This is a genomic window from Tenacibaculum tangerinum (genome assembly GCF_029853675.1).
In the GTDB taxonomy this organism is placed as follows: Bacteria; Bacteroidota; Bacteroidia; order Flavobacteriales; family Flavobacteriaceae; genus Polaribacter; species Polaribacter tangerinum_A.
This window is the reverse complement of the sequence record NZ_CP122539.1, coordinates 2,986,123-3,011,909: the sequence shown is the minus strand read 5'-3', so window position 1 is coordinate 3,011,909 and position 25,787 is coordinate 2,986,123. Positions and strand designations below refer to the sequence as shown.

The following is a 25,787-nucleotide window of genomic DNA, read 5'->3' as shown; positions in this document are numbered from 1 at the left end:
GTATTTACACGTGAAAAAAGTCGCTATTTACGGACAAGCTTATACGATGCGAGCAGAAAAAGAAGTAAAAATTCTTTTAACTGTATTAGAAAAGCACAATATTGTTGTTTTCTTCGAACAGCAATTTTACAATTTATTTGTAGAAAACAATTCGCTTCATAAAAAATACCCCACCTTTTCGCATTACAACGATTTATCAGATACGTTTGATTTACTATTTACCATAGGTGGAGATGGCACCATTTTAAGAGCTGTTACTTACATTCGCAACTTAAATATTCCTATTATGGGAATAAACACAGGGCGTTTGGGTTTCTTAGCTACCATTCAAAAAGATCAAATTAAAGAGGCAGTTAATTTAATGCTTGAAAAAGAATACACTATTCAAGAGCGTTCTTTGTTGCAAATAGAAACATCACCTGCTACCAAAGATTTTTCTGAATTAAATTTCGCTCTTAACGAGGTAACCATAGCCAGAAGAAATACCACCTCGATGATAGGTATTAAAACTTATTTAAACAACGAATATTTGACCAACTATTGGGCTGACGGACTGATAATAGCTACTCCAACGGGCTCTACAGGATATTCACTTAGTTGTGATGGCCCTGTAATTTTACCCGATTCGAAGAGTTTTGTAATCACTCCTATAGCACCACATAACTTAAATGCCAGACCGATGGTGATACCTGATAATACAGACATTCACCTTGAAGTGAGTGCTCGTGAGAAAGACTTTTTAATTTCTTTAGATTCTCGTATCGCCACAGTTTCTTTAGAAACGAAAATAAAAATTCAAAAAGCACCATTTAGTATAAAAACTATTGTTCCAAAAAATCAATCTTACTTAAATACTTTACGAGGAAAACTTTTATGGGGAGAAGATACACGAAACGAATCGTTATAATTACAATAAATCTCTAAAAAAAAAGTTAATCAAAAAGACAGATTATTAACTTTTTAAAGCAAATTCAATTCCCTATATTTGCACGCTATTTCACAATGAGAGAATTTATTTTATTAATATTAGTAACTTGTGCTGTAATACCTTTACAATCACAAACACACGAAGTCGGTTTTTTTGCTGGAGGATCGAATTATGTAGGAGATATAGGTAGCACCAATTACATCTATCCAAATAAGATAGCTGGAGGTTTAGTGTATAAATACAACTTAAACCCTCGAATTGCTTTACGAGGCACCTATACATTCATCCCTGTTTCTGGTAATGATAAAAATGCCGACAACCCTTATCGTAAAAATAGGCCTGGCGGACAATTTAGCTTTTCTAATACTATACACGAATTTGCCGCCGGTGTCGAATTTAATTTCTTTCATTATAACATTAACGATTACACGAGTACATTTACCCCCTATATCTTAGCTGAATTTGCAGCTTTTAATTACAGAAGTCCAGAACCTTCTGCCTCTAGCAACAACATACTGTTAAAAAGTACATTTTCGTACACTTTACCTGTAGGAGTAGGAATTAAAGGAAGATTAGCTGATAATTTCGCAATAGCTTTTGAAACAGGTGTACGATTTACATTGGTAGACGATATTGACTTTACAACAGACAAAATAGACTCATTAAACTTTGGAGGTAATGGAAATGATTGGTATGTATTTACTGGTATTTCTTTGGTGTACACCTTTGGAAGACCTCCTTGTTTTGGTGGTATAGCAGAATAAATATGAACGAAAAACTACAACGCATTAACTTACAAAATATACCAAACCATATAGCCATTATTATGGATGGTAATGGTAGGTGGGCAAAGAGTAAAGGGATGCAACGTGTTTTTGGTCATCGAAATGCATTAACAGCCATTAGAGAAACTGCCGATACAGCCTCAGAATTGGGTGTGAAATTTTTAACACTTTATGCATTTTCTACTGAGAATTGGAGTCGCCCAAAACTTGAAGTAGACGCTTTAATGAGTTTATTAGTAACTAGCTTAAAAAAAGAACTCCCAGAATTTCAACGCAAAAATGTAAAAATAAATGCTATTGGTAGTATAGATAGTTTGCCTAACAATGCCCAAAAAGTATTAAATAGTGTTATCGACGCAACTAAAAACAACACCAATTTCACATTAACCTTTGCTTTAAGTTACGGTTCTAGAGAAGAAATTGTTAACGCAATCAAAAACATATCAAAAAAAGTTGTTAATAAAGAAATAGAAATTGAAAAAATCAACGATAAAATTATAAATAATCATTTATATACGTTTAATTTGCCCGATGTTGATTTATTAATACGCACAAGTGGAGAACAAAGAATAAGCAATTATCTACTTTGGCAAATAGCATACGCTGAATTATATTTTGATGATGTATTGTGGCCAGATTTTAGAAAACAACATCTTTACGATGCAATAATCGATTATCAAAACAGAGAGAGAAGATTTGGAAAAACCAGTGAACAGATTGAGACCAATGAATAAATATTCGTATTTACTAGTATATTTTATCGCCGTTTTTTCGGTGAGTACGCAAGCACAAAACACAATTCCTAAAGACAGTACTACCACTAATATTATTTCTTATGAAAAAGGAAAAGAATATATTTTAGGAGGTATAACAATAACTGGTTTACAAAAATTTAGTGAACAAACAGTAAGAGTATATACTGGCTTGGCACAAGGACAACCTGTAAAACTACCAGGAGACAAACTTACAAGTGCTATTAAAAAACTATACGAAAGCAAACAGTTTAGTGAAGTAGACGTATACTTATCTAAACGCGATGGAGAAACAGTATATCTACAGTTCGATGTTACCGAATTACCGCAGTTAACTGATGTTACTATCTCGGGGGTAAAAAAATCTCAAGTCAAAGAAATTAAAAAAGAAACCGAATTAAAAAAAGGTGTAATGGTTACCGACAACCTTATCGTAACTACACGTAACTATATTCAGAAAAAATATACTGATAAAGGTTTCTTAAAAACAAAAGTTTCATTAGATACCAAAAAAGACACTTCTGATGTAAACACAGTTAGCATGTCTATTTTTATAGATAGAGGTGAACGTATAAAAATTAAAGAAATTAACTTTACTGGAAACGAAGCAATGTCTGACGCTACCTTAAGAGGCGCCATGAAAAATACCAAACGTAAGGTTTTTGGTCGTTTCTGGAAAACTTCAAAATACATTTTAAACGATTATAAAGAAGACTTAAATAGTATTCTTGAAAAATATAGCGAGAACGGATACCGAGATGCCAGAATTTTATCTGACAAGGTAGTTTGGAACGATGACAATACAATTAATCTTGAAATCAAAGTAGAAGAAGGTCGCCAATACCGTTTCGATGAAATTCTTTTTATTGGAAACAAAAGGTATACAGACGAACAGTTAAGCAACATGTTGCGAATTGAGAAAGGTGATATTTACAACGGAAAAGTTTTAAAAGAACGAATTTCTGGTGATGGAACCCCATCTTCACAAGATATCCAAACATTATATCACAACAATGGGTACCTATTTTCTCAAATAAACGCTGTAGAAACTAAAGTAGAAAATGACTCTATTACCGTTGAAGTTCGTATTAGAGAAGATGATCCTGCTACGATTAAAAAAGTATCTGTCGCTGGAAACGATAAAACAAACGATCATGTAATTTACAGAGAGTTACGCGTAAAACCTGGCGACTTGTTTAGTCGTGAAAATATTATACGATCGATTCGTGAAATCGGACAGTTAGGTTTCTTCGATGCGAATGTAACTCCTGATGTTAAACCTAATTATCAAGATAAAACAGCAGATATTGAATTTTCTGTGGTTGAAAAGGGCGGAAGCCAAATTGAATTACAAGGTGGTTATGGTGGTGGATCTTTTATTGGTACCTTAGGACTTTCTTTTAATAATTTTTCTATCAGAAACCTCTTTAATAAAGAAGCCTACAAACCATTGCCAATGGGAGATGGACAAAGTTTATCTCTACGACTTCAAGCAAGTAGAACATTCAACACCTATAGCTTTTCGTTTAGCGAGCCATGGCTAGGAGGTAAAACACCACAATCATTGTCTTTTTCTGTATACCTATCAAATCAATACCGTTTTGATTTTACAACCAATGAGGTAAATAAAAACGAAAGTTTGGGTATTATTGGAGCTACAATCGGTCTAGGAAAGCGTTTAAAATGGCCTGATGACTATTTTACCCTTGCACAAAGCATTAGTTTTCAAAGAATTGAATTACAAAATTATGGGTATCGTGTAGGTTCATCTAATGACATTCTTAGTGAAGGAGATTTGAACAACTTAGCTTACACCGTATCATTTAGTCGTAACTCTGCAGGTCCTAGTTTAATTTTTCCAACCTATGGTTCTGAATTTACCTTAAGAGCAAAAGCTACTTTTCCGTACTCGTTAGTAAACGGAAAAGACTACACTGAACCTGACAACCTAACTCCAGACGAAAGACAAGATTATTTAGCCGAAAAATACAAATGGTTAGAATACTACAAAATCGCGGCAAAAGGAAAGTGGTATACCTCACTCGCTAATAAATTAGTTTTAATGTCTAATTTTGAAATGGGTTATTTAGGAAAATATAATGACAAACTTGGATTAACCCCTGTAGAAAGGTATTTTGTTGGGGGTGATGGTATCGCACAAGGACAATTAGACGGACGAGAAATTGTTGGTTTAAGAGGATATGAAAACAACCGAATATCATCAATCGATGGAGGGGCTATCTATAACAAGTTCCAGTTAGAGTTACGCTATTCTATTACCGATAAACCTTCTGCTTCTATTTATACATTAGGATTTTTAGAAGCGGGTAATTCTTATGACAATTTTAGCGATTTTAATCCGTTTAAATTAAAACGTTCTGCTGGGTTAGGTGTTCGCATATTTATGCCTGCATTTGGATTGCTAGGTATTGATTTCGCACATGGTTTCGATCCGTTACCAGGATTCACCGAAAAATCTGGTTGGCAAACGCATTTTATAATTGGAAGACAGTTCTAAAATCATTCATTTATCATAGGTTTCGGTTTTGGCACGGTTTTTTCTAAATACATTATACAAGATGAAAAAAAATATTTTATCGATCGTTCTTTTACTTTTAGCCAGTATCGCTGTTGCCCAAAAAAACCAACGTATTGCATACATTGACATGGAGTATATTCTTCAGAATATTCCCGCATATATGGATGCACAAAATTCTCTAGATTCAAAAGTTGAAAGATGGAAAACGAAACTAGATAAGGAAGCTCGTGCAATAGAAGTTTTAAAAACAGATTTAGCTAATGAAAAAGCTATTTTAACAAAAGAACTCATAGAAGAGCGCGAAGAAGATATTAATATAAAGCAAGAATCTCTTAGAAGATTAGAGTCTCTATATTTTGGTCCGAATGGCGATATGTACAATCTGAGAAAGCAGTTAGTAAAACCTGTACAAGATCAAGTTTACAACGCTGTACAAACTATTGCTTCTAGAAAAAAATATGATTTCGTTTTCGATAAATCGAGCGACTTGGTTATGTTGTATTCCAACAAAAAACACGATATTAGCGACCTCGTTGTACAAATGATTAATATCGACCAAAAGAAGCAAGCTAAAAAGGATAAAATTAATGCTAAAAAAGAATTACTTAAAGACGACAATTTAAGTGAAGCTCGAAAAGAAAAAATTGCCAAGAAAAATGAATTGAAGGATAAGAAAGAGGCAGATAGGCTTGCTAAAATTAAACAAATTGAAGAAAAAAGAAAACAACGTTTAAAAGAAAGAGCCGAAAAAAGAAAACTGTTGCAAGAGAAAAGAGAAGCACTGTTAAAGGCGCAACAAGAAGCTAGAAAGAAAAAAGAAGAAGACACAAGTAAGGACAAATAAATCAAGAATAAAGAACATTAAATTAAATTAAACAAAGATGAAACATTTAAAAACGTTATTATTAGTTGCAATTTTTACGATTGGATTAGGTGGTGTGGCAAATGCACAAAAAACTGCACATATTAACACTGATAAATTATTAGCTGAAATGCCTGCTACAAAAGCTATGAAAGCAGAATTAGAAAAGCTTAATAAAACCTACCGTGACGATATTGAGACTATGTACAAAAAACTAGAGGCTAAAATGAAAAAATATGAAGCTGAAGGTAAAAGTCAAACACAAGAAGTAAACCAAAAAAGAGCTATCGAAGTTCAACAAGACAGACAAAAGATAGCGCAAGCTGAGCAAACTGCTGGTCAAGAAATGCAAAAGAAGTATCAAGAAAAAACCATTCCTATTTTGCAAAAAGCAGAAGAAGCTATTAAAGCTGTAGCTGCTGAAAAAGGAATTATTTATGTACTTGATGCTGCTCCTGGTAAAGGTCTAATCGTTTACGACAAAGGAGAAGATATTTACGATGCAGTAAGAGCTAAATTAGGCTTCTAAGAATAATATTAATATATTTTATATCGAAATCCTGCTGTTTAAACAGCAGGATTTTTATTTTTGTTTTCTGTATGAAAATTAACCTAAAACAACCTATTGGTATTTTTGACTCTGGAATTGGAGGCACTTCTATTTGGAAAGAAATTCACCATCTACTACCCAATGAAAATACTATTTATTTATCTGATAGTAAAAATGCGCCCTACGGTCAAAAAACAACACAAGAAATAGTTAATTTATCTATTAAAAATACTGAGCTACTGATTAAAAAAGGAGCTAAAATCATTGTTGTTGCTTGTAATACAGCAACGACAAATGCTATTCAATATCTAAGAAATGAATACACGATTCCTTTTATAGGAATTGAACCAGCTATTAAACCTGCTTCTTTAAACACTAAAACAGGAAAAGTTGGTATACTTGCCACAAAAGGCACTTTAAATAGCGCATTATTTGAAAAAACAGCCTCTAGTTTAAGTGATGAGATTACGATTATAGAACAAGTTGGAGAAGGTCTGGTTGAATTAATAGAAGATGGAAAAATGTATTCTGATGAAATGACTTCTCTCTTACATAAATACCTAACTCCTATGCTAGAGAAAAAATGCGACTATATTGTTTTAGGCTGTACACACTATCCTTACTTACTTCCTCAAATACAGAAAATAGCAGGAAAAAATATAACAATTATCGATTCTGGTGAAGCTGTAGCCAGACAGGTGAAAAATGTTTTATCAAATCAAAACCTACTTAATAATAGTTCTGAAAGAGCTAACACTACCTTCTATATAAATAAAGAAACCACTGTTTTAAAAGCTATGCTGAAAGAGTATGAGAACAGCAAGATTAGCTTCTTAGATTTTTAATAATAAATTCATTCTCATTATCTGTGTAATACGTTTACAAAGGCAATGCCATCGTATTAATAGGTAAAACTTCCGTTGATATTAGGACAAGCAGCCGCTCTTCTTTTTGTACAAAACAAATTTATTCCTAAAGATAATTGATGAAAACCTCCGTTTGAAAAAACAATATCGCCAGTTTGCTGTGTATAGGTATAAGCAAACATCCAGTTTTTATAATTAACCCCAACTATGGGTGTTATATATTGAGCTTCTCCAAATACATTTCCATCAAAACTTCTTCTATACGATAATGCTGCCCATAATTGCGTTTCACTCAAGGTTTTGTACACTTTAAAGTTCACATCTGCAATCTTTTCTGCCGTTTGTTCCTTGTACTGAAACATAAATGAGGGCTCAAACTGTAGTTTTTCTCTGTCTCCAAAAAAATAACCTCCTCCCAATATATAATTTCTTAGATTGAAAGATTCAAAATTTTGATTTAAGTTATTTTTTGCTGACAAGAATACGTTTTTCACGGTAAAGTATGAAGACAATCCATTTTTATGATACGCCATACCAAAATCGGCATTGAAATAAAAATCACTTTCAATAACCTGACTTACGGCAGGATCGTTTACAAATGTTCTTTGATCTCTTTCATTCTGAACAACAGAAAAAGACAATCCAAAAGATAATTGATTAAAAAGGTTTTCGTTCCCCATATCAATATGGTATGCATAGGTACCCTGAATACCTTTTTGAGAATGATACCCGTTTTTATCGTTAAAAAGTATAACACCAAGCCCTGTATTACTGTACTCATCTAATTTTGCATGAAAACTTGCTGTTTGTAAAGCAGGGGCATCATCGACCCCTAACCATTGTTGGCGAGCTGTTAACCGTATTTTTCCACAATCGCCAATACCAGCCGCTGCAGGGTGTAACAAATATACATTGTCAGACAAATAATCGGCATAAATTGGTAATGTTTCTTGTGCAATACTCTTAGTACTGATTAACAATACTAAAAGTAACGAATATGTAATTCTTTTTCTCATTAAAGCTCATTGGATAATAATAGCTGTCAAATATAATCAACTGTTTTTAAAAAAATACGACAATCTTTTGTTTTCTTACAATACTAAAACAAGTTAAGTGCTAAAAACCCGAATTTATTCTGTATTCTGATGGTTTTATCAATTTATTTTTTTTAAAACTTCTATTGAAATTAGACAAGTTATTGAATCCGCATTTATATGCTATTTCACTGATTGTAAGAGAATTATTTGAAACTAATAATTTACAGGCGTTTTCGATTCGTAATTCATTTAAAAAAGTAAAATAGGTTTTATTGGTTCGTTGTTTAAAATACCTGCAAAAGGCATTAGGAGTCATGTTTGCCTTTTCAGCAATTTCATGTAAATTGATATTTTTATCAAAATTATTCATTGTAAAATCCATGATAGTACGCATTCTATCCCCCTCATTATCTGTATATCTTTTTGGGTAAACAAAACTCGCAAGTGCTTCTGTTTTTGAGTTTATTACAATCTTTAAAACTTGAAGTAAGCCTATAAATCGGTTCAGGTTGGTAGATTTTTGCAATCCTAAAAAAATCTTCATTACTTCTCTTCTATTTTCAACAAGTTTAAATCCTGATACTGACTTTTCAAAAAAAGGAAGCAATTCTTTAAAATCATCTAACAAAAAAAAATCTTTTCCAAAAGAATGCTTCGTAAAAAATAATGAAATCATAAACGATTCTTTAATAATAGAAGCATCACTTTTAAAAACATGTGGCAAGTAACTTCCTATTACCAAAACATCACCGGATGCATACTTGGTAATCGTATCACCAACAATCAGTGTACCTTCTCCTTTAACGATTACACACACCTGTATTTCTTCATGCTGATGAAATTTATCGTAAAAATAATCTTCTTTATCTTCTTGATAAATCAATCCAATATTTTGGGTTTTAGGTATTTTAAACGGTAAAACTTTCATTCAAAAAACTACTGTTAGTATTCAAAAGTATGCAAATACTACTAATTCAATGCATTAAAAACACAATTTAAGATAATATAGTATTAGCATAGGGTAATTTGAAATAAAACTCAATACTTCCTTCATGATAACTTTGTAACAAAAAAAAGAGTACGATGCGTATAAATTGGAAAGGCGTAATGCCAGCAGTAACAACAAAGTTTACAAATAATGATACTTTAGACTTGAATATGTTTGAAGTAAATATAAAAGCACAGCTCGATGCTGGTGTTCATGGAATTGTACTAGGCGGTACTTTAGGGGAAGCCAGTACCTTGTCTGATGAAGAAAAAAGAATATTGACAAGAACTGCTGTCGACCTTGTAGAGAATCAAGTTCCCGTATTAATTAACATTGCTGAACAAACGACTAAAGGTGCTATTGAAGCAGCCCAAAAAGCCGAAGAAGACGGAGCGAAAGGGTTGATGATGCTTCCTCCTATGCGCTATAAATCTTGTGATAGAGAAACTGTTGAATACTTCAAAGCAGTAGCAAATAATACCTCACTTCCGATTATGGTATACAACAATCCTGTTGATTATAAAATTGAGGTTACGTTAGATATGTTTGAAGAATTGTTAACCTGTGATAATATCGAAGCTGTTAAAGAATCAACTCGAGACATTTCTAACGTAACGCGGATTAAAAACCGTTTCGGAAATCGTTTAAAAATAATGACGGGTGTCGATACCTTAGCCTTAGAAAGCTTGTTAATGGGAGCAGATGGTTGGATAGCTGGTTTAGTTTGTGCTTTTCCGAAAGAAACAGTAGCCATTTATGAATTGCAAAAAGCAGGACGTATACAGGAAGCCTTAGAAATTTATCGTTGGTTTTTACCGTTGCTTGAATTAGATATAAACCCTAAATTAGTACAAAACATTAAACTAGCCGAAGTCGCTACAGGTATTGGTACCGAAAATGTTCGAGCACCAAGGCTACCCTTAGTTGGTGAAGAGCGCAAACAGGTTTTAAACATAATAGAAATAGGTTTAAAAAACAGACCGATACTACCCGATTATAAATCGCTATCATTAACCCATTGAAATAATGAAACAGTAACAAAGTAAAGTTTTTGACTAAACAATTAACCCATTAACTCATTTTCTCATTAACTCATTAACCCATTAACTCATTACACCATTAACTCATTTTCTCATTAACCAATTAACTCATTTAGCCATTCAAATATGATTACAGGAAAAAACTATATAGGAAATCAATTAATCGCATCAGGAAATACAAGGTATACCACCTTCAACCCTCAATCACATCAGGAAAATGAGCATGTGTTTACCGAGGCAACTCCAGAAGAAATAAATAAAGCCGTCGATTTAGCTTCAAAAGCTTTTAAAGAATACAGAACCATTTCTGGCAAAAGAAAAGCTGCGTTTTTAAATACCATTGCTGATGAAATTTTAGCCTTAGATGATGAATTGATACAAATCTATTGTACAGAATCTGGATTACCTGAAGGTCGTGCAAAAGGAGAACGAGGAAGAACCGTATTTCAACTACGCTCTTTCGCTGATTTAGTTGAAGAAGGCTCTTGGGTAGAAGCTATGATTGACACTGCAATTCCCGATAGAGAACCAAACCCAAAATCAGACCTACGCAAAATGAATATACCATTAGGTCCTGTAGTTGTTTTTGGGGCGAGTAACTTCCCTCTTGCCTATTCAACCGCAGGCGGAGATACGGCTGCTGCTTTCGCCGCTGGTTGCCCTGTAATCGTAAAATCGCACCCCATGCATGCGGGCACAGGTGAACTCATTGCTTCGGCAATTATAAAAGCCGCAGAAAAAACAGGCATGCCCAACGGTGTTTTTTCTAACTTAAATTCTGGTGGTATTGAAGTCGGACAACAATTGGTGGCACATCCAAAAGTAAAAGCAGTTGGTTTTACAGGTAGCATTCGTGGTGGTAGAGCTTTGTTAGATTTGGCTGCTAAACGCGAAGAGCCCATTCCTGTATTTGCAGAAATGGGAAGCATCAACCCAGTGATTATGCTTCCAAAAGCATTAGAAAACAGGGCAGAAAGTTTGGCTGCTACCTATGCCAACTCCATCACCTTAGGTACGGGACAATTTTGCACCAATCCTGGGCTAATTTTAGGACTGAAAGGAGAAAGCTTAACAAATTTTATCAATTCATTAGCTCATAAAATCGTAGAAATCAATCCTACTTGTATGCTGCACCCAAACATTATAGGAGCTTATGAGCGTAATAAAAACAAAGCTATTGCTCAAGAAGGATTAACGGTAGTTGCTAGCTATAAAGAAAACACACCACCTAATTATGCTTCACAAATAGTTACAACGGTTGAAGGAAAAACATTTTTAGAGAATCCAACCTTACATCAAGAAGTTTTTGGCCCCTACTCTATCGTAGTTCAATGCGAAAACGAACAACAATTAGAAAAAATTGTTTTAAATTTAGAGGGTCAACTAACTGGAACAGTGATTTCTGATGCTAATGAAGTAGCAAACTACTCAAATATTGTTGCTGCTTTACAAAATAGAGTAGGAAGAATTATTTTCAACGGAGTACCTACTGGGGTAGAAGTTTGCCCATCAATGGTACATGGAGGGCCTTATCCTGCCTCAACAGATAGTAGGTTTACAGCTGTTGGAATTAATTCTATTCAACGTTGGGTACGTCCTTTTTGTTATCAAGATTGGCCAAACCATATATTACCAGATGAACTAAAAAACGAAAACCCATCAGAAATTTTACGTTCTATTAACGGTGTATTAACAAAAAAACAGATTAAATAATAAAATTTAATGTTTTCTTTAGAAACTCTGAAATCAAAAACTTACTTTTGGGGCATCTAAAGAAATTGAAATAAAGCCAGCTTTGTTTTTGATTAATAGAAAATTTTTTGAAGGGTTTTTTCTACTAAATAATTCAAGCTGGCGATTCAATTTGGTTAAGATGAAAAAAACTTTTTTTTGCATTGATGCACATACTTGTGGTAACCCTGTAAGAGTTGTTGCAGGCGGAGGTCCGAATTTATCAGGAGCGAGTATGAGTGAAAAACGCCAGCATTTTTTAAAAGAATACGATTGGATTCGCAAAGGACTCATGTTTGAACCTCGTGGACACGATATGATGAGTGGCTCTATCTTATTTCCTCCTCACAACCCTGAAAATGATGTTGCTGTTTTATTTATTGAAACTTCTGGATGTTTACCCATGTGTGGTCATGGAACCATCGGAACAATAACCATCGCCATTGAAGAAGGATTGGTAAGTCCTAAATTTCCGGGAAAAATTAAAATGGAAACACCTGCAGGATTGGTTGAAATTGAATACCAACAAACTGGTAAAAAAGTAGATTGGGTTCGACTAACGAATGTAAAAAGTTATCTAGCTGCCGAAGATTTAACAATAGAATGCCCCGAATTAGGTGAAATTACTTTTGATGTTGCCTACGGCGGAAACTATTATGCTATTGTTGACCCTCAAAAAAACTTTTCGGGAATCCATAATTTTACCGCTTCTAAAATTATTCAATACTCTCAAATTGTTCGAAATCGAATCAATGAAAAATATCCAAATATGTTTATTCATCCCGAAAACGATACGATTAGAGATGTAACGCATATCTTATGGACAGGCAACCCTATCGACCCAACTTCCTCAGGAAGAAATGCTGTTTTTTATGGTAATAAAGCGATTGATAGAAGTCCGTGCGGCACAGGAACCTCAGCGCGTTTAGCGCAATTATATGCCAAAGGAAAACTACAACTTGGTGAAGAATTTATTCATGAAAGTTTTATTGGAAGTAAGTTTATAGGTCGAGTAGTGAAAGAAACTACTTTAAACGGAAAACAAGCCATTATTCCGAGCATAGAAGGTTGGGCTAAAGTATACGGATATAACACCATTATAATTGATGATGAAGATGACCCGTATGCACATGGTTTTCAAGTTATTTAAGGCTAGCAATGAAATGGATTAATGAGATAATGGGGAATGTTTCAATGAATTAATGATTCAATGAGGAAATGATTCAATGAGGGAGTTGATGAAGTGATTTTTTATAAGCGAATGAATTAATTTATTCCATTATATCCTTAAATTAGGGAAAAATTAATTAAAACTGTTGTGAATAAATCGGAATTTATAGAAAGTGTTAAAAGTAGAACAAAACAATTAGCTGTGAATATTATTTTACTTTACAATCAAATTCAAAAAACTGATGCTACAAGAATAATAGGAAAGCAATTAATTCGCTCAGTAACTTCTACTGCTGCAAACTATAGGGCTGCATGTATTGCTCGCTCTCAAAGAGAGTTCTTTGCAAAAATGTCTATCGTATTAGAAGAAGCAGATGAAACATTATTTTGGCTAGAATTACTAAAAGACACAAAACTAGCTTCTGATGAACAATTAAAACCTTTGATGAAAGAATCCTTAGAAATTGTTAAGATTGTTTCTAAAGCACGGAAAAATTCAGGAAGTAGTTAATCTACTAGTAAGTAAATCACTTATTAACACATTAAATCATTGAAGAATTAAAACATTAAAAAAATGAAACAGCAAATAGTTAACTCATTATCTCATTAACCCATTAAAACATTAAATCAGTAAGTCATTGAAAAATTAAAACATTAAAACATTGAATCAGTAAATCATTAATCCATTATCTCATTAACCCATTAACTCATTGAAAAACTGTATTATCATTGGCGGTGGAATCATAGGTTTATCTACTGCATATTATCTTCAAAAAGAAGGACACCAAGTAACGGTAGTTGAAAAATCAGATTTTTCATCGGGAGCTTCGTATGTCAATGCGGGAATTATTACTCCTAGTCATATTATTTCCTTAGCTGCTCCTGGAATGATTAGCAAAGGGCTCAAATGGATGCTCAGTTCTACCAGTCCGTTAGCTATCAAACCTCGTTTAGATTATGATTTCTTTCAATGGGCTTGGTTATTTAAAAAATCAGCAACCCACCAAAAAGTGGCAGCGGCTATTCCTGTTATTAAAAACTTTAATGTGTTCAGTAAAGAACTATACGAAGAGATCAAAGCTTCAAAAGATTTTGATTTTCATTACCAGCATAAAGGATTGATGATGTATTATAAAACTGATAAAATGGGGGAAGAGGAATGGAATATCGGAAAACTTGGTATACAAGAAGGATTGAAGGTTGAACTTTTAACTGCCCAAGAAACTCAAAAACTAGAACCCCATATTTCATTGAATATCAAAGGAGCTGTATATTACCATTCTGATGCGCACATGACTCCGAACGAATATATGCAACAATTGAAGTTGTATTTAGAAGAACACAACGTTACATTTTTATCTGATGAAGAAGTGTTAGACTTTCATATTTCTACCAATAAAGTGGTATCAATTACAACTAAAAACAGCACGATTATTGGTGATGAGTTTATTTTAACTACTGGATCTTGGACACAAAAACTAGCTAAAAAATTAGGAATTACGATTCCTGTTCAGGCAGGTAAAGGATATCGAATGAACGTAAAAAGTAAAACGGGTATTAGCATACCAGCTATTTTAACCGAGGCGAAGGTTGCCGTTACTCCGATGAATGGATTTACACGTTTTGGTGGTATGATGGAAATTGCTGGTATCAATCAAAAAATCAATAAAAAAAGAGTAGATGCCATTGTAAATGCTAGTAAAAGTTATTACAACGGATTAAGCATCAATGAAAACGAAATAAACAATGTTGAAACTGGCTTACGCCCATGCTCTCCTGATGGATTACCATACATTGGCAGACTATCAAAGATTAAAAATGTAACCGTAGCAACTGGACATGCTATGATGGGATGGAGTTTAGGCCCTGCTACGGGTAAATTGGTTTCTGAAATTATTTCTGATAAAAAAACGAGTTTACCTATGACTCCTTTTAATGTAGAACGTTTTAATTAGTGTTTGAAATTTTAAGAAGTTCTACTCTTTTTCTACGTAAATTTTGTCAATAAACTTAGAACTTAACAGTCTGGCAACACCCATATAACTCAGTCTGAATTTCACCTTATCTCCTACTTTGTATTTCGTTTCTCCCAACTCATTTTTATTAAGTCCCACATCAATTACTAACATATCTGAAGTTATCCCGACAAAAGATATTTCTTTATCTTCTACATCAATATCGTTCTTATCTACATCGAGTAAACCAAAGTCTAAAATCGCTTTATAAGAGGTTTCTTGTATATCGCTTTCGTCATAGTTAGAGGTATGTCCTATACTCGCTTCACTAATAATACCATCGGGCACTACTTTTTTCTTTTCTAGCTCTATTACATTTGCATAAAACTCAAAGGTTTCGGTATGTAAATCTTGAAATTGTTTGTTTTCAAGAGGACTGATTCCAAAAAAAGCCGCCTCTCCAATTCTAAAATGATTGATATCTTTAGGAGCAACACCATTTTCTACCAGCGGAAGTGTAATCGATGTACCTCCTGAAACATATTTTAAATCCTTATTAAATTTTGCTGATATCAGTTCTTTGTACAACGATAATTGCAACAACTTATCGTACGTAGGCTCTACCCCATACATACAGCCTAAGTTTGAACCAATACCTATTACTTCGATATTCGATAAATTGAATACTTTTTCATAAAAACCTAAAATATCATCTCTTTTTATCCCTTCTCTTAACTCCCCCATTTCAATCATAATAATGATTTCATGAACTTTTCCTATCTTCTTTGCTGCTTCATTTAACGATTCTATGGTAGTCAAAGAGCTGTTTAAAGAAATATCAGCATATTCTACCACATCATCGGCATACATCTTGGCAGGAGGTTTTATATAAATAGTTCGTAAATCTGGATTTACTTCTCTTAAATTGCGTAAGCTTGTTAAGCGAGAATCTCCTATGGAGTTTATTTTTTGGGTTACATCTGGAGTTAAAATTGTTTTTAAAAATGTTTTATCTCCTGAAAAAACCTTTGTTACCAAACTCCACTCTATGTGGTTCTTTTCAAAAAAAGCGCTTAACTTTTTTATGTTATTCTTTATCCTTTCAGAATAGATGATTAATTCTGCCATAGTTATTTTGTTATAATTCTTGGTAAATTTTCGGGAAGTCGTGTTAATAATTCGTAGTTGATAATTTGTATCGAATCGTTGAATGAAGAAACTGTAATTTCTACATCTCCTTGGCGTCCTATTAACACCACCTCATCTCCTTTTTCAACAGTATTGGCATGGGTAATATCTACCGCCATCATGTTCATATTAATAGTTCCTATTATTTTATGTCGTTGCCCTCTTATTAAAACCTTTCCTGTATTGCTTAATGAACGACTGTACCCTGAGGAATACCCAACAGGAATAATGGCTATTTTGGTTTCTTGATTGGTAAAGTACGAGGTACCATAACCAATAAATTGCCCCGCTTTTACAGTTTTAACATCCATTATTTGTGTTTTCCAAGAAATAATTCTTTCTAATGGACTTTCTACTATTTTTTCTTTCGTTAAATAGTGCACTAGTATTTCTTTTGTTGGAAAAAAGCCAAATTGTAAAATACCTACACGCACGAGATCTAACCTTGTTTTTGGGTATCGAATAGTCGCTGCTGAACTTGCTAAATGATAGATGGGTTGAAACAAATCGAGTGCTGTTACTTCTTTTCTTATGCTTTTAAATTTTTTCTTCTGATTCGTTATTCTCTTATAGTTTGAAATACTTTCTGCTCCTGCTAAATGAGAACAAACTCCTTTTATGTTAATAAACTCTTTATATTTTTCTACAGATTTAAAAACCTTTAGTGCTTCTTTAGGAACAAATCCTGTTCTATTCATTCCTGTTTCAACTTCTATATGAATTTTTGCCTTCTTTTTTACTTTTTGTGCTGCTTTAATGGTTTTTTGCAGTCTGTTTTCTTCAAAAACATAAAACTCTATTTCATTTTCTATTGCCCACGGCAATTGGCTGTTTTCTATCATCCCCATAATCATAATCGTTACATCATGGTAAGGCAAGATTTTTTTACCTCAAAAGCCTCATTGGCATCAGAAACACTAAAATGCCTTACCCCGTATTTATAGGCTAATGCACAGTACGTTTTAATTCCATGCCCATACGCATTCCCTTTTACTACAGATGAAAAAATGGTGTTCTCTCCAATTACATCTCGTATAAAGCGAATGTTGTTTTTTATAGCCGATTCAGATAATTCTATGTATGAAGTATGCGTCATTTATTCTTGAACTTCTTTTAAAATGTTGTAAAATAGTTGTGCTCCTGTTAGGGTTATGTCATCAGGAAAATCATAATCTGGATTGTGCAATGCGGGGGTGTTTTTTCCTGCTCCTAGCCCAAACATGGCTCCTTTGTATTTTTGCGTGAACAATCCAAAATCTTCTCCCCATTTAAAAGGAATGTTTATTTTATTGATTGATAATTTTAGTTGTGTCGCTGCAGCTTCTATGTATTCAACAGCTTTGGTATTGTTTTTATTGGCATAAAACTCTTCAAACCAAGAAGCGGTAACACGCAGCTTTTCTTTTGTTTCGAGTGACTGTAGTAAACTTTTTAGTGTTGCTTGCTTTTCTTCCATTAAACGGGTACTCCAACTTCTTAAAGTAAGATGTACTTCTCCATATCCAGCGGAAACTCCATAGGCTTTTTCTCCCATGGTAATATGTATCGGGGTCGCCAAGAAAAAATCAGCACTTTCTGGTATATTGTTAGTTTCTTGTTTTATAAAGTAAAGAATTTCGGCAATTGCATTGGCTGGGTTGTATCCTTTTTCTGGTTCTGCCGCATGTGCCGTTTTTCCTTCTAAAATAATAGCTACGCTTTTTACATTGCTTGTAAATTCATTTTCTTTTACAACGATTTCTCGTTTGGTAAACCCTGGTAAATTGTGCAAGGCGAAAACATAATCTATGTGCAGTTTTTTAAAATAAGGGTCTTTTAAAACTGATTGGGCACCGCTTCCGTTTTCTTCTGAAGGTTGAAAAAGCAATACTACTTTTCCGTTAGGCAAAGGGTTTTCTGTGAGTAGTTTTGCCACTCCGAGTAAAATAGTTGTATGCCCGTCGTGTCCGCATTTATGAGAGACACCTTCGTTTACAGATGCATGCTCAAAAGTATTCACTTCTTGAATAGGCAGAGCATCAATATCTGCTCGTAACATAACCGTTTTCCCCTTTTTATTTCCATTAAAGATTGCTAATAGTCCTGTTTTAGCCACAGTTACTAGCTCACAAGTAGTATGTTTCTCTAAAAAAGCTTGTATTCTTTTTTGGGTTTCATATTCTTCTTCAGAAACTTCAGGATACTTGTGTAGTTCTTTTCGAATATGCTCTAAAATACCTGCTAGGTTTTCCATACTTTGGGGGAATTTGTTGCTTGAATTATAGCGAAAACAGTGGCTGACACAGTAATTCCGAAGAAGTTCGCATCCAGTCCATAAGGCAGTTTAACTTCAAAGATGATTAATAGTAAGGTGGTAAGTCCTCCGAAAATCATCGCATTAAAAGCGGCGATTGGCGATGGTTTTCTCAGTAATAATGTTCCTAAAACAGGAACTAATAATCCTGATACCATAAACGCATACGAATACAACATTAATTCTAATACATTGTGCATTTTAGTAGCCAATACAATTGCTAAACCTCCTATGATAAAAGTGATGAATTGTGATTTTTTTATACTGATACTCTTTTTAAAATATCCGAAAATATCGGTTGTTAAATTGCCTGATGCTGCCATTAAACAACTATCTGCGGTTGACATAATTGCTGAAAAATAAGCCGACATCATTAATCCCATAAGACCTACTGGCAAAATACTTCTTAACAACAACGGAAGTCCTAATTCAGCATCTAAATTGGTACCTGGGGCATATCCTATACTGGTGAACATTCCTTGTTCGTAAGCCACCCTAGAAAAGAGTCCTAACGCAACGCCCATAAACGCCATGATAGGATACTCAAACAACCCAGCTATTTTCCATGCTTTTTGAGCTGTTTTTTCGTCTTTACAAGCATAAATTCGTTGGTATAGTGTCATTCCTACAAACCAAATGGGCACAATGGTAATTATCCAGTTAAACATATCAATAAATGAAATATTTGTTAGGGATAAAAAACTGGACGGTACCATTTCTTTAATGCCACTCCAGCCTCCAACTTCTATATAACCTATAGGAATTCCGATACCTATGAGCCCTACCATGAGGATAATCCATTGAATAGTATCGGTATAAATTACGGCTTTGATGCCGCCAATAACAGTATATACTACGGCAATAACTCCCATAATGAGTACTGCATTTGTGATGGATATGGATGGAAATGTAGCCGAGGCTAATTTGGCACCTGCTAAAATTTGTGAACTGGTAAAGCCTATGTAACCTATGAGCGAGATGATTCCTGCCATTAGCGCTACTTTCGCATTGTAGTGAAAAGCTAGCGACTCTGGAAAGGTTAAAAAGTGATGTTTTTTTGCAATAGGATAGACTTTTGGGATTAAAAAAACGGCGCTTATCCAAGCACCTAACAATCCTGTAAAAAGCATCCAACTTCCAGAAAGCCCCATTAAAAAACCGAGTCCTCCTAAACCGATGGAGAAACCTCCTCCGACATCTGTTGCAACAACCGACAGCCCTATATGTCCGGCAGACATATTTCTTCCTCCTACATAATAGTCGTCTTTTGATTTATTTTTATTCATGAAGTACACTCCTACTCCAAGCATAAAAACTAGATACAGTATAAAAATTAGTAGATCTACAAAGTGTATATCCATGTTTTATTTTTCCTGCTCCAATAAAAACTGCTGTTTGTACTGGGCTTTTTTTAACTGTTCTCTTCTGCTAACAGAGGGTTTTTTATATTCTTTTCTCTCTCTTATTTCTTGTAATACTTTGGTGTTTCTATATTTTCTTTTATATCGTTTTAATGCTCTGTCGATATTTTCACCTTCTTTTACTTGAATGATTAACATGATTATATCTTTTTAATATTATTATTGCTATGCTGAATCTAGAACAACGTAGAAATTATCCTAAATAGGTTTTCAATACTTTTGTTCTTGATTTTTGTTTTAATCTTCGTATTCCTTTTTCTTTTATTTGACGTACGCGCTCTCTTGTTAAATCGAAAGCCTCACCAATTTCTGTTAGACTCATAGGACGGTAGTTTTCTAGACCATAAAATAATTTTATGATGTCTGATTCTCTCGGAGATAGTGTTTCTAAACTTCTGCTAATTTCTAATTGTAAAGATTCTTGCATTAAGTCTTTATCTGGTTTTGGTGCTTCTGAAGCTCTCATAACATCGTATAAGTTTGATGTTTCTCCTTCTTTTAAAGGGGCATCCATAGAAACGTGTCTTCCTGAGTTCTTCATGGATTGTTTTACATCTGAAACTGTCATATCTAACACCTTGGCAATTTCTTCTGGTGTAGGCATGCGCTCGTTACTCTGTTCGAGTTTAGAAACTGCTTTCTTTATCTTACTAATGCTTCCTATTTTGTTAAGTGGCAAGCGAACTACACGAGATTGTTCTGCCAATGCTTGTAAAATAGACTGGCGTATCCACCAAACAGCGTACGATATAAACTTGAATCCACGTGTTTCATCAAAACGTCTTGCCGCTTTTACTAAACCTATGTTTCCTTCATTAATTAAATCAGATAATCGCAATCCTTGGTTCTGATATTGTTTTGCAACAGAAACCACAAATCGTAAATTGGCATTTACCAAAGTTTCTAGCGCTCTTTGATCTCCTGCTTTGATTTTTTGAGCTAATTCTACCTCTTCATCTGCAGTAATTAAGTCAATTTTACCTATTTCTTGTAAGTATTTTTCAATAGATTTTGATTCTCTATTGGTAACTTGTTTTGTAATTTTTAACTGTCTCATATTATCTCTTTAATCTCATTTCTAAATACGGCGTGGTAAATCCTAGTTTTTCATAAAGAAACCTAGCTGGATTGTCTTTTTCTACGTGCAAAGCAATATCTCCTTTACAGTTTTCAATAGCATGTGTCATTATTTTCCTTCCAATTCCTTTTCCTCTGTAATCGCTGTGAGTGGCTATGTACACTAAAATATTTTCTGGTATGTACTCATCCATACCTGTTTTATTTATGACTACTGCTCCTACAATTTCATTTTTATCTTCAATCGTAAAAACATAACCTCCTAATCCTGTTCGCTCTTTCGCTGCATAGTTTAGTGCTTTGCGAATTGCTGTTTTTTCATCTCCATACTTTTCAAGATGTGTATATAAAAAATTAGTTACTCTTTCTATTTCTAGAGGTGTTATACGATTAAATGCATCGTAAGTGTTTATGGTCATAATTTTTATTTTAAAGGGAAATAGGTCTATACTTTATTCATTTAATAATGAGAAAATCAACACGCATACATACAAAACCTATTCTTTAGTATTTGTTTTTTAATAAAGTCAACTACCGTGACTTTAAGATTGAACCTGTAAGCAGAAAAACAATTTAAGAGCTACTTTGAAAACAAATAGCGTTTATATATGTTTTAAAACATAAGGGGGTAGATTCTCAAAAAAAGAGAAATCTTCATAAATTAGAATCCTGGAGGGATAAATTTGTCCGATTGGTTACGGAACACAAGGTAGTTGAATGTAAAAACTCGTTGATTTTTTTTCTCGTGTGTAGTATCTACCATATCGTGCAAAGGTACGCATTTTAAAAATAATTTCAAAATCTCCTTGTAAAAGAACCCTTTATACAATTTGTGGTTTATTATTTCGCATTTTTGTCTGTTATTTCGAACTGACAGTACACGTAAAAATTATTCGTAAATTTTATTACACTATTTTTTTGAATTTTAGTACGATATAATTCAAAAAAAAGCACCTCAGTTTTTTTTCTGAAGTGCTTTTTCTGCGTATTATAATTTTGATTACTTTTTAAAATCAGTGATTCCTTTTTCAAGCCAGTTGTAGTATTCATCTACATTGGGTGTGTACGCTATAGGGTCTATTATATTCGATTCATCATGATTCATTAACACATAAAATGGTTGTGAATTGGCTTTATATTTAATGGTTTGTAATTCACTCCATTTTTGACCGATATATTTTAGTTTTTTTCCTGGGTTTAATTTAGACTCAACCACCTCATCTTCTTTCAACGGGCGTTTATCATCTACATATAAAGAAATTAAGACCACTTTGTTTTTTAACACGTCTAAAACTTTTGGTTGTACCCAAACGTTTTGCTCCATTTTTCTACAGTTTACACAAGCGTGTCCTGTAAAATCTAATAGCACTGGCTTTCCTACTTTTTTAGCATAGGCCAATCCTTTCTCATAATCATGAAACGACATAATATCGTGCGGAGGCATTAGATGTGCTCCTTCTGGCAAGCTCTGATGTGCATTCTCTTGGCTCCCTGAACTTATGACTGCTTGTTTTGTAAACCCTACTCCATAAGGCGATTCACTGTAATGTTGTGGTGGTGGAAATGCACTGATAAGATTTAACGGTGCTCCCCAGAGTCCTGGAACCATATAAATAGTGAACGACAGTACGATTAATCCTAAGCTCAATCTTCCTACAGATATATGACTCATTGGGCTATCGTGTGGTAATTGTATTTTTCCGAAGAGATAAAATGCCAAAGCCCCGAAAATAGCAATCCAGATGGCGATAAACACTTCTCTTTCTAACAAGTGTAGTTGTAATACTAAATCGGCATTTGATAAAAACTTAAAGGCTAAGGCCAGCTCTAAAAATCCTAATACCACTTTTACAGTATTTAACCATCCTCCTGATTTTGGTAATGAATTTAACCATCCGGGGAAGGCTGCAAACAGTGCAAATGGCAACGCAATTGCTAACGAGAATCCTAACATTCCTACAATGGGTGCGATTCCTCCTTTTGAAGCTGCTTCAACTAATAAAGTTCCCACAATAGGACCTGTACATGAAAAGGATACTATTGCCAATGCCAATGCCATAAAAAAGATTCCTATTAATCCTCCTCTATCTGCTTGTGAATCTACTTTAGTTGCCCATGAACTTGGCAATGTTATTTCGAACGCCCCTAAAAAAGATACGGCAAAAATTACTAAGATTAAAAAGAATGCTATATTAAACCATACGTTGGTTGACAATGCATTCAAAGCATCGGCTCCGAATACTGCGGTTACCAAAGATCCTAGTAATACGTAGATTATTACAATGCAAAGTCCGTAAATTATGGCATTTCTTATTCCTTGTGATTTACTTTTACTCTGCTTGGTGAAAAAACTTACCGTCATTGGTATCATCGGGAATACACAGGGTGTTAACAAAGCTGCAAACCCTGATAAGAAAGCGATGAAGAAAATTCCAAAAAGACCTTTCTTTTCTTCTTTCTTAGGATCTTTTGAAGTAGCTGTATCGGCTATTGTTGTTTCTTTTGTTTTATCAGTAGCAACAGTAGTTTTTACGGCTTTCGATATGTCGAAGATTAAGTCTACCTCTTTGGGTGGCAAGCACATTTCATCGGTACAAGCAATAAACTCTACAAATGCATTGAGTTGCGTTATGTTGGCATCAATGAGTTCTATTTCTTGTTTGAAAACTGCTTTTTGGGAAAAGGATTTAATATTCATTCCGTTTTCACCAAAGAGGGTCGTGAATTTTACTTTTCCTTTAGGCTCTGTAGTATTTCCTATAATTTTAATTTTACCTCCTTCATCATCATAAGTAAAAGTGGTGGGTATGGGGCCCCCTTTAGGAACTTCTTGCGCATACAAATGCCAACTATCCTGAATAGTTGCCGTACTGACTAAATAGTAATTCGTTTCAGAAATTTTCTCTACACTTGTGTGCCACATTATAGGGTTATGAATCTGACCAACAGCTTTAAACCCAAGAATAAAAGAGAATAAAAATAATAGTAGTTTTTTCATTATGTTTAGAAAAAATAGGATTAGTTTACGTTAAAGGTCAACGCTACTTCTTTGGGTGGCAAACAATTTTCTCCTGTACACACCATGTATTCTACACTTCCGTTTACTGTAAACTTTTCTGTAGTTTTTAAGCGTATTCTTTGGGTAAAAGAGGCTTTGGTGTCAAAGTATTTAATTTTCATTTCAAACACGGGGTCATCTACAACATGACCTTCTTCTTCTTTGGTGTTTCCTTTTTTTAAGTATCTTGAATCTCCTTCAAAAGTAAATAGCGTTGGAATTGGTCCTCCTTCTGGAATTTCTTGAGAATATAAATGCCAGTCGTTTTGTAAGGTTGCAGTCGCTATTAACTCTGCTTCATTATCAGATATTTTTTTTACTGAGGTACTCCATTTTACGGGGTTGTGTACTTGGGCAAATGAAGCACTTCCAACAGCTAAAAATAAAAGTAAAAATATATTTTTCATTTTTATTTGGTTACATTATTATTAAATCCGTAAATGTAATGCCTTTATTAGCTAAAAAACAAAAATTCAAAAAAGTTTAACAAAAAAACCACAGAAGTTTATATGTTTCTATGGTTTTATTACAATGTGTTATCTTTTTGTAGTTGGTAATAACAGCTTAAATTATTTGACTATTCAAAAATTGAAAATCAATCTAAAATAAAGGGCATCCTTTTATTTACTCACTTTTACAGATTCTATTCATTCTTTTCTAACCCTTTTTTAATTTCAGGTGCCAAACGCAAACCGTATTCATAACCAAGATGGTATATCTCTTCCATTTTACTTACGGTAAAAGTACCATAATTTTGCAGTTCAGGTGGGTTAATCATCCATGTACATTGATCAAGTTTTCTTATAGAGTCGTATCTATTGGAAATTCTATAGGCTCTATCTGCCACATCTAAAGAGGTAGTAAACCTGTCTTTAGTGATGTTTTTTAATGGACTTAAGTACACCCCTATAATTTTTTCAGCTTTTCCTGAAAGTGTTTCTACAGGGAAATTATTAATAATTCCACCATCTGAATAAAGAGAATCATTTACCTCAACAGGAGCAAACATAAAAGGGAAAGCACAAGATGCTAGGATAGGTCGAAACATAGGTCCTGAATTAAAAACTTCAGAAAATCCAGTAACAAGATTGGTAGCTACTATTTGTAAATCGACTTCTAAGTCTTCAAAATTCTTATCTTTAAAATAAGGTTCAAACCCACTTAATAATCTTTCAATATCCATCATCCCTGCTTTTGACCAAGAAAAAGCACCTATTTTAAAAAAACGATACGACTTAACTAAATCGATAATTTCATCGCAAGAATAGCCACATGCATAAAAAGCAGCAGCTAACGCACCTGCACTTGTTCCTGCAATACAACTGGGTTTAATTTCATATTCTTCCATAGCTTTTAAAACCCCTATGTGTGCCGCCCCTTTTACCCCTCCACCAGCGAGAACCATTCCTAACGTATGTTTTTTTTTAGTTTCCATTAATTTTTATCTAATTAGTTGTGTATGAATATATTTTTGAAATACGGGTAGAAATTTACAAAAAATTATAATTCTATTTTTTTTAGTACTTTTAGCATAATTAACACTAAAC

General features: G+C 33.8%; 25 protein-coding genes. 12 read left to right on the top strand and 13 right to left on the bottom strand.

Features of this window, described 5'->3' with window-relative positions:
- Positions 1-10: 10 nt before the first annotated feature.
- From P8625_RS13460 to murI, 7 genes are all read left to right on the top strand, one after another.
- Positions 11-907, top strand: coding sequence for an NAD kinase (locus P8625_RS13460; RefSeq protein WP_279650962.1), 897 nt, complete (start codon positions 11-13; stop codon positions 905-907).
- A 95-nt stretch (positions 908-1,002) separates the two neighbouring features.
- Positions 1,003-1,692: a type IX secretion system protein PorG gene (porG, locus tag P8625_RS13455; RefSeq protein ID WP_279650961.1), complete on the top strand. Its 690-nt coding sequence runs from the start codon at positions 1,003-1,005 to the stop codon at positions 1,690-1,692.
- A 2-nt stretch (positions 1,693-1,694) separates the two neighbouring features.
- Positions 1,695-2,447: an isoprenyl transferase gene (locus P8625_RS13450; protein ID WP_279650960.1), complete on the top strand. Its 753-nt coding sequence runs from the start codon at positions 1,695-1,697 to the stop codon at positions 2,445-2,447.
- On the top strand, positions 2,440-4,983 hold the full coding sequence (gene bamA, locus P8625_RS13445) for an outer membrane protein assembly factor BamA (protein WP_279650959.1): 2,544 nt from the start codon (positions 2,440-2,442) through the stop codon (positions 4,981-4,983). Before P8625_RS13450 ends, bamA begins: the two co-directional genes overlap by 8 nt.
- Positions 4,984-5,044: 61 nt before the next feature.
- Positions 5,045-5,848, top strand: coding sequence for an OmpH family outer membrane protein (locus P8625_RS13440; RefSeq protein ID WP_279650958.1), 804 nt, complete (start codon positions 5,045-5,047; stop codon positions 5,846-5,848).
- A gap of 37 nt (positions 5,849-5,885) precedes the next feature.
- Positions 5,886-6,395 carry an OmpH family outer membrane protein gene (locus P8625_RS13435; RefSeq protein WP_279650957.1) on the top strand — a complete coding sequence of 170 codons (510 nt, stop codon included), beginning with the start codon at positions 5,886-5,888 and terminating at the stop codon, positions 6,393-6,395.
- 71 nt (positions 6,396-6,466) lie between these two features.
- Positions 6,467-7,261 carry a glutamate racemase gene (gene murI / locus P8625_RS13430; protein WP_279650956.1) on the top strand — a complete coding sequence of 265 codons (795 nt, stop codon included), beginning with the start codon at positions 6,467-6,469 and terminating at the stop codon, positions 7,259-7,261.
- A 56-nt stretch (positions 7,262-7,317) separates the two neighbouring features.
- Here the strand turns inward: murI and P8625_RS13425 are convergent, their stop codons facing one another.
- Both P8625_RS13425 and P8625_RS13420 read right to left on the bottom strand, forming a co-directional pair.
- Positions 7,318-8,298 carry a PorP/SprF family type IX secretion system membrane protein gene (locus tag P8625_RS13425; RefSeq protein WP_279650955.1) on the bottom strand — a complete coding sequence of 327 codons (981 nt, stop codon included), beginning with the start codon at positions 8,296-8,298 and terminating at the stop codon, positions 7,318-7,320.
- Between the two features lie 100 nt (positions 8,299-8,398).
- Positions 8,399-9,247: an AraC family transcriptional regulator gene (locus tag P8625_RS13420; RefSeq protein ID WP_279650954.1), complete on the bottom strand. Its 849-nt coding sequence runs from the start codon at positions 9,245-9,247 to the stop codon at positions 8,399-8,401.
- 155 nt (positions 9,248-9,402) lie between these two features.
- Here P8625_RS13420 and P8625_RS13415 point away from each other — a divergent pair, with 155 nt between their 5' ends.
- From P8625_RS13415 to P8625_RS13395, 5 genes are all read left to right on the top strand, one after another.
- Positions 9,403-10,329 (top strand): dihydrodipicolinate synthase family protein, encoded by a 927-nt coding sequence (locus P8625_RS13415; RefSeq protein ID WP_279650953.1) that lies wholly within the window; start codon positions 9,403-9,405, stop codon positions 10,327-10,329.
- 144 nt (positions 10,330-10,473) lie between these two features.
- Positions 10,474-12,060: an aldehyde dehydrogenase (NADP(+)) gene (locus P8625_RS13410; RefSeq protein WP_279650952.1), complete on the top strand. Its 1,587-nt coding sequence runs from the start codon at positions 10,474-10,476 to the stop codon at positions 12,058-12,060.
- 160 nt (positions 12,061-12,220) lie between these two features.
- Entirely contained in the window at positions 12,221-13,228 is a 1,008-nt protein-coding gene (locus P8625_RS13405; protein WP_279650951.1) for a 4-hydroxyproline epimerase, read from the top strand.
- A gap of 168 nt (positions 13,229-13,396) precedes the next feature.
- Positions 13,397-13,759, top strand: a complete 363-nt coding sequence (locus tag P8625_RS13400; RefSeq protein ID WP_279650950.1) for a four helix bundle protein — start codon at positions 13,397-13,399, stop codon at positions 13,757-13,759.
- A gap of 199 nt (positions 13,760-13,958) precedes the next feature.
- Positions 13,959-15,203: an NAD(P)/FAD-dependent oxidoreductase gene (locus tag P8625_RS13395; RefSeq protein ID WP_279650949.1), complete on the top strand. Its 1,245-nt coding sequence runs from the start codon at positions 13,959-13,961 to the stop codon at positions 15,201-15,203.
- Positions 15,204-15,224: 21 nt separating this feature from the next.
- On the opposite strand, the gene P8625_RS13390 is transcribed toward P8625_RS13395, so the two are convergent.
- The 11 genes from P8625_RS13390 to P8625_RS13340 all read right to left on the bottom strand — a co-directional run bounded on the left by P8625_RS13390 (position 15,225) and on the right by P8625_RS13340 (position 25,675).
- Positions 15,225-16,331, bottom strand: coding sequence for an alanine racemase (locus P8625_RS13390; protein ID WP_279650948.1), 1,107 nt, complete (start codon positions 16,329-16,331; stop codon positions 15,225-15,227).
- A 2-nt stretch (positions 16,332-16,333) separates the two neighbouring features.
- Positions 16,334-17,269 (bottom strand): alanine racemase, encoded by a 936-nt coding sequence (gene alr / locus P8625_RS13385; RefSeq protein WP_279650947.1) that lies wholly within the window; start codon positions 17,267-17,269, stop codon positions 16,334-16,336.
- Complete coding sequence (locus P8625_RS13380) at positions 17,251-17,487, bottom strand: alanine racemase (protein WP_279650946.1); 237 nt, start codon at positions 17,485-17,487, stop codon at positions 17,251-17,253. Before P8625_RS13380 ends, alr begins: the two co-directional genes overlap by 19 nt.
- Positions 17,488-18,624, bottom strand: a complete 1,137-nt coding sequence (locus P8625_RS13375) for an amidohydrolase (protein ID WP_279650945.1) — start codon at positions 18,622-18,624, stop codon at positions 17,488-17,490.
- On the bottom strand, positions 18,612-20,045 hold the full coding sequence (locus P8625_RS13370) for a sodium:solute symporter family protein (RefSeq protein WP_279650944.1): 1,434 nt from the start codon (positions 20,043-20,045) through the stop codon (positions 18,612-18,614). The genes P8625_RS13375 and P8625_RS13370 overlap by 13 nt, the downstream gene beginning before the upstream one ends.
- Before the next feature lie 3 nt (positions 20,046-20,048).
- Positions 20,049-20,243 (bottom strand): 30S ribosomal protein S21, encoded by a 195-nt coding sequence (gene rpsU / locus P8625_RS13365; protein ID WP_279650943.1) that lies wholly within the window; start codon positions 20,241-20,243, stop codon positions 20,049-20,051.
- A gap of 55 nt (positions 20,244-20,298) precedes the next feature.
- Entirely contained in the window at positions 20,299-21,162 is an 864-nt protein-coding gene (locus P8625_RS13360; RefSeq protein ID WP_279650942.1) for a sigma-70 family RNA polymerase sigma factor, read from the bottom strand.
- A gap of 1 nt (position 21,163) precedes the next feature.
- Positions 21,164-21,601, bottom strand: coding sequence for a GNAT family N-acetyltransferase (locus tag P8625_RS13355; RefSeq protein WP_279650941.1), 438 nt, complete (start codon positions 21,599-21,601; stop codon positions 21,164-21,166).
- A gap of 581 nt (positions 21,602-22,182) precedes the next feature.
- Complete coding sequence (locus P8625_RS13350) at positions 22,183-24,180, bottom strand: protein-disulfide reductase DsbD family protein (RefSeq protein ID WP_279650940.1); 1,998 nt, start codon at positions 24,178-24,180, stop codon at positions 22,183-22,185.
- Between the two features lie 20 nt (positions 24,181-24,200).
- Positions 24,201-24,647, bottom strand: a complete 447-nt coding sequence (locus tag P8625_RS13345; protein ID WP_279650939.1) for a protein-disulfide reductase DsbD domain-containing protein — start codon at positions 24,645-24,647, stop codon at positions 24,201-24,203.
- A 236-nt stretch (positions 24,648-24,883) separates the two neighbouring features.
- Entirely contained in the window at positions 24,884-25,675 is a 792-nt protein-coding gene (locus tag P8625_RS13340) for a patatin-like phospholipase family protein (RefSeq protein WP_279650938.1), read from the bottom strand.
- Positions 25,676-25,787 lie beyond the last annotated feature (112 nt).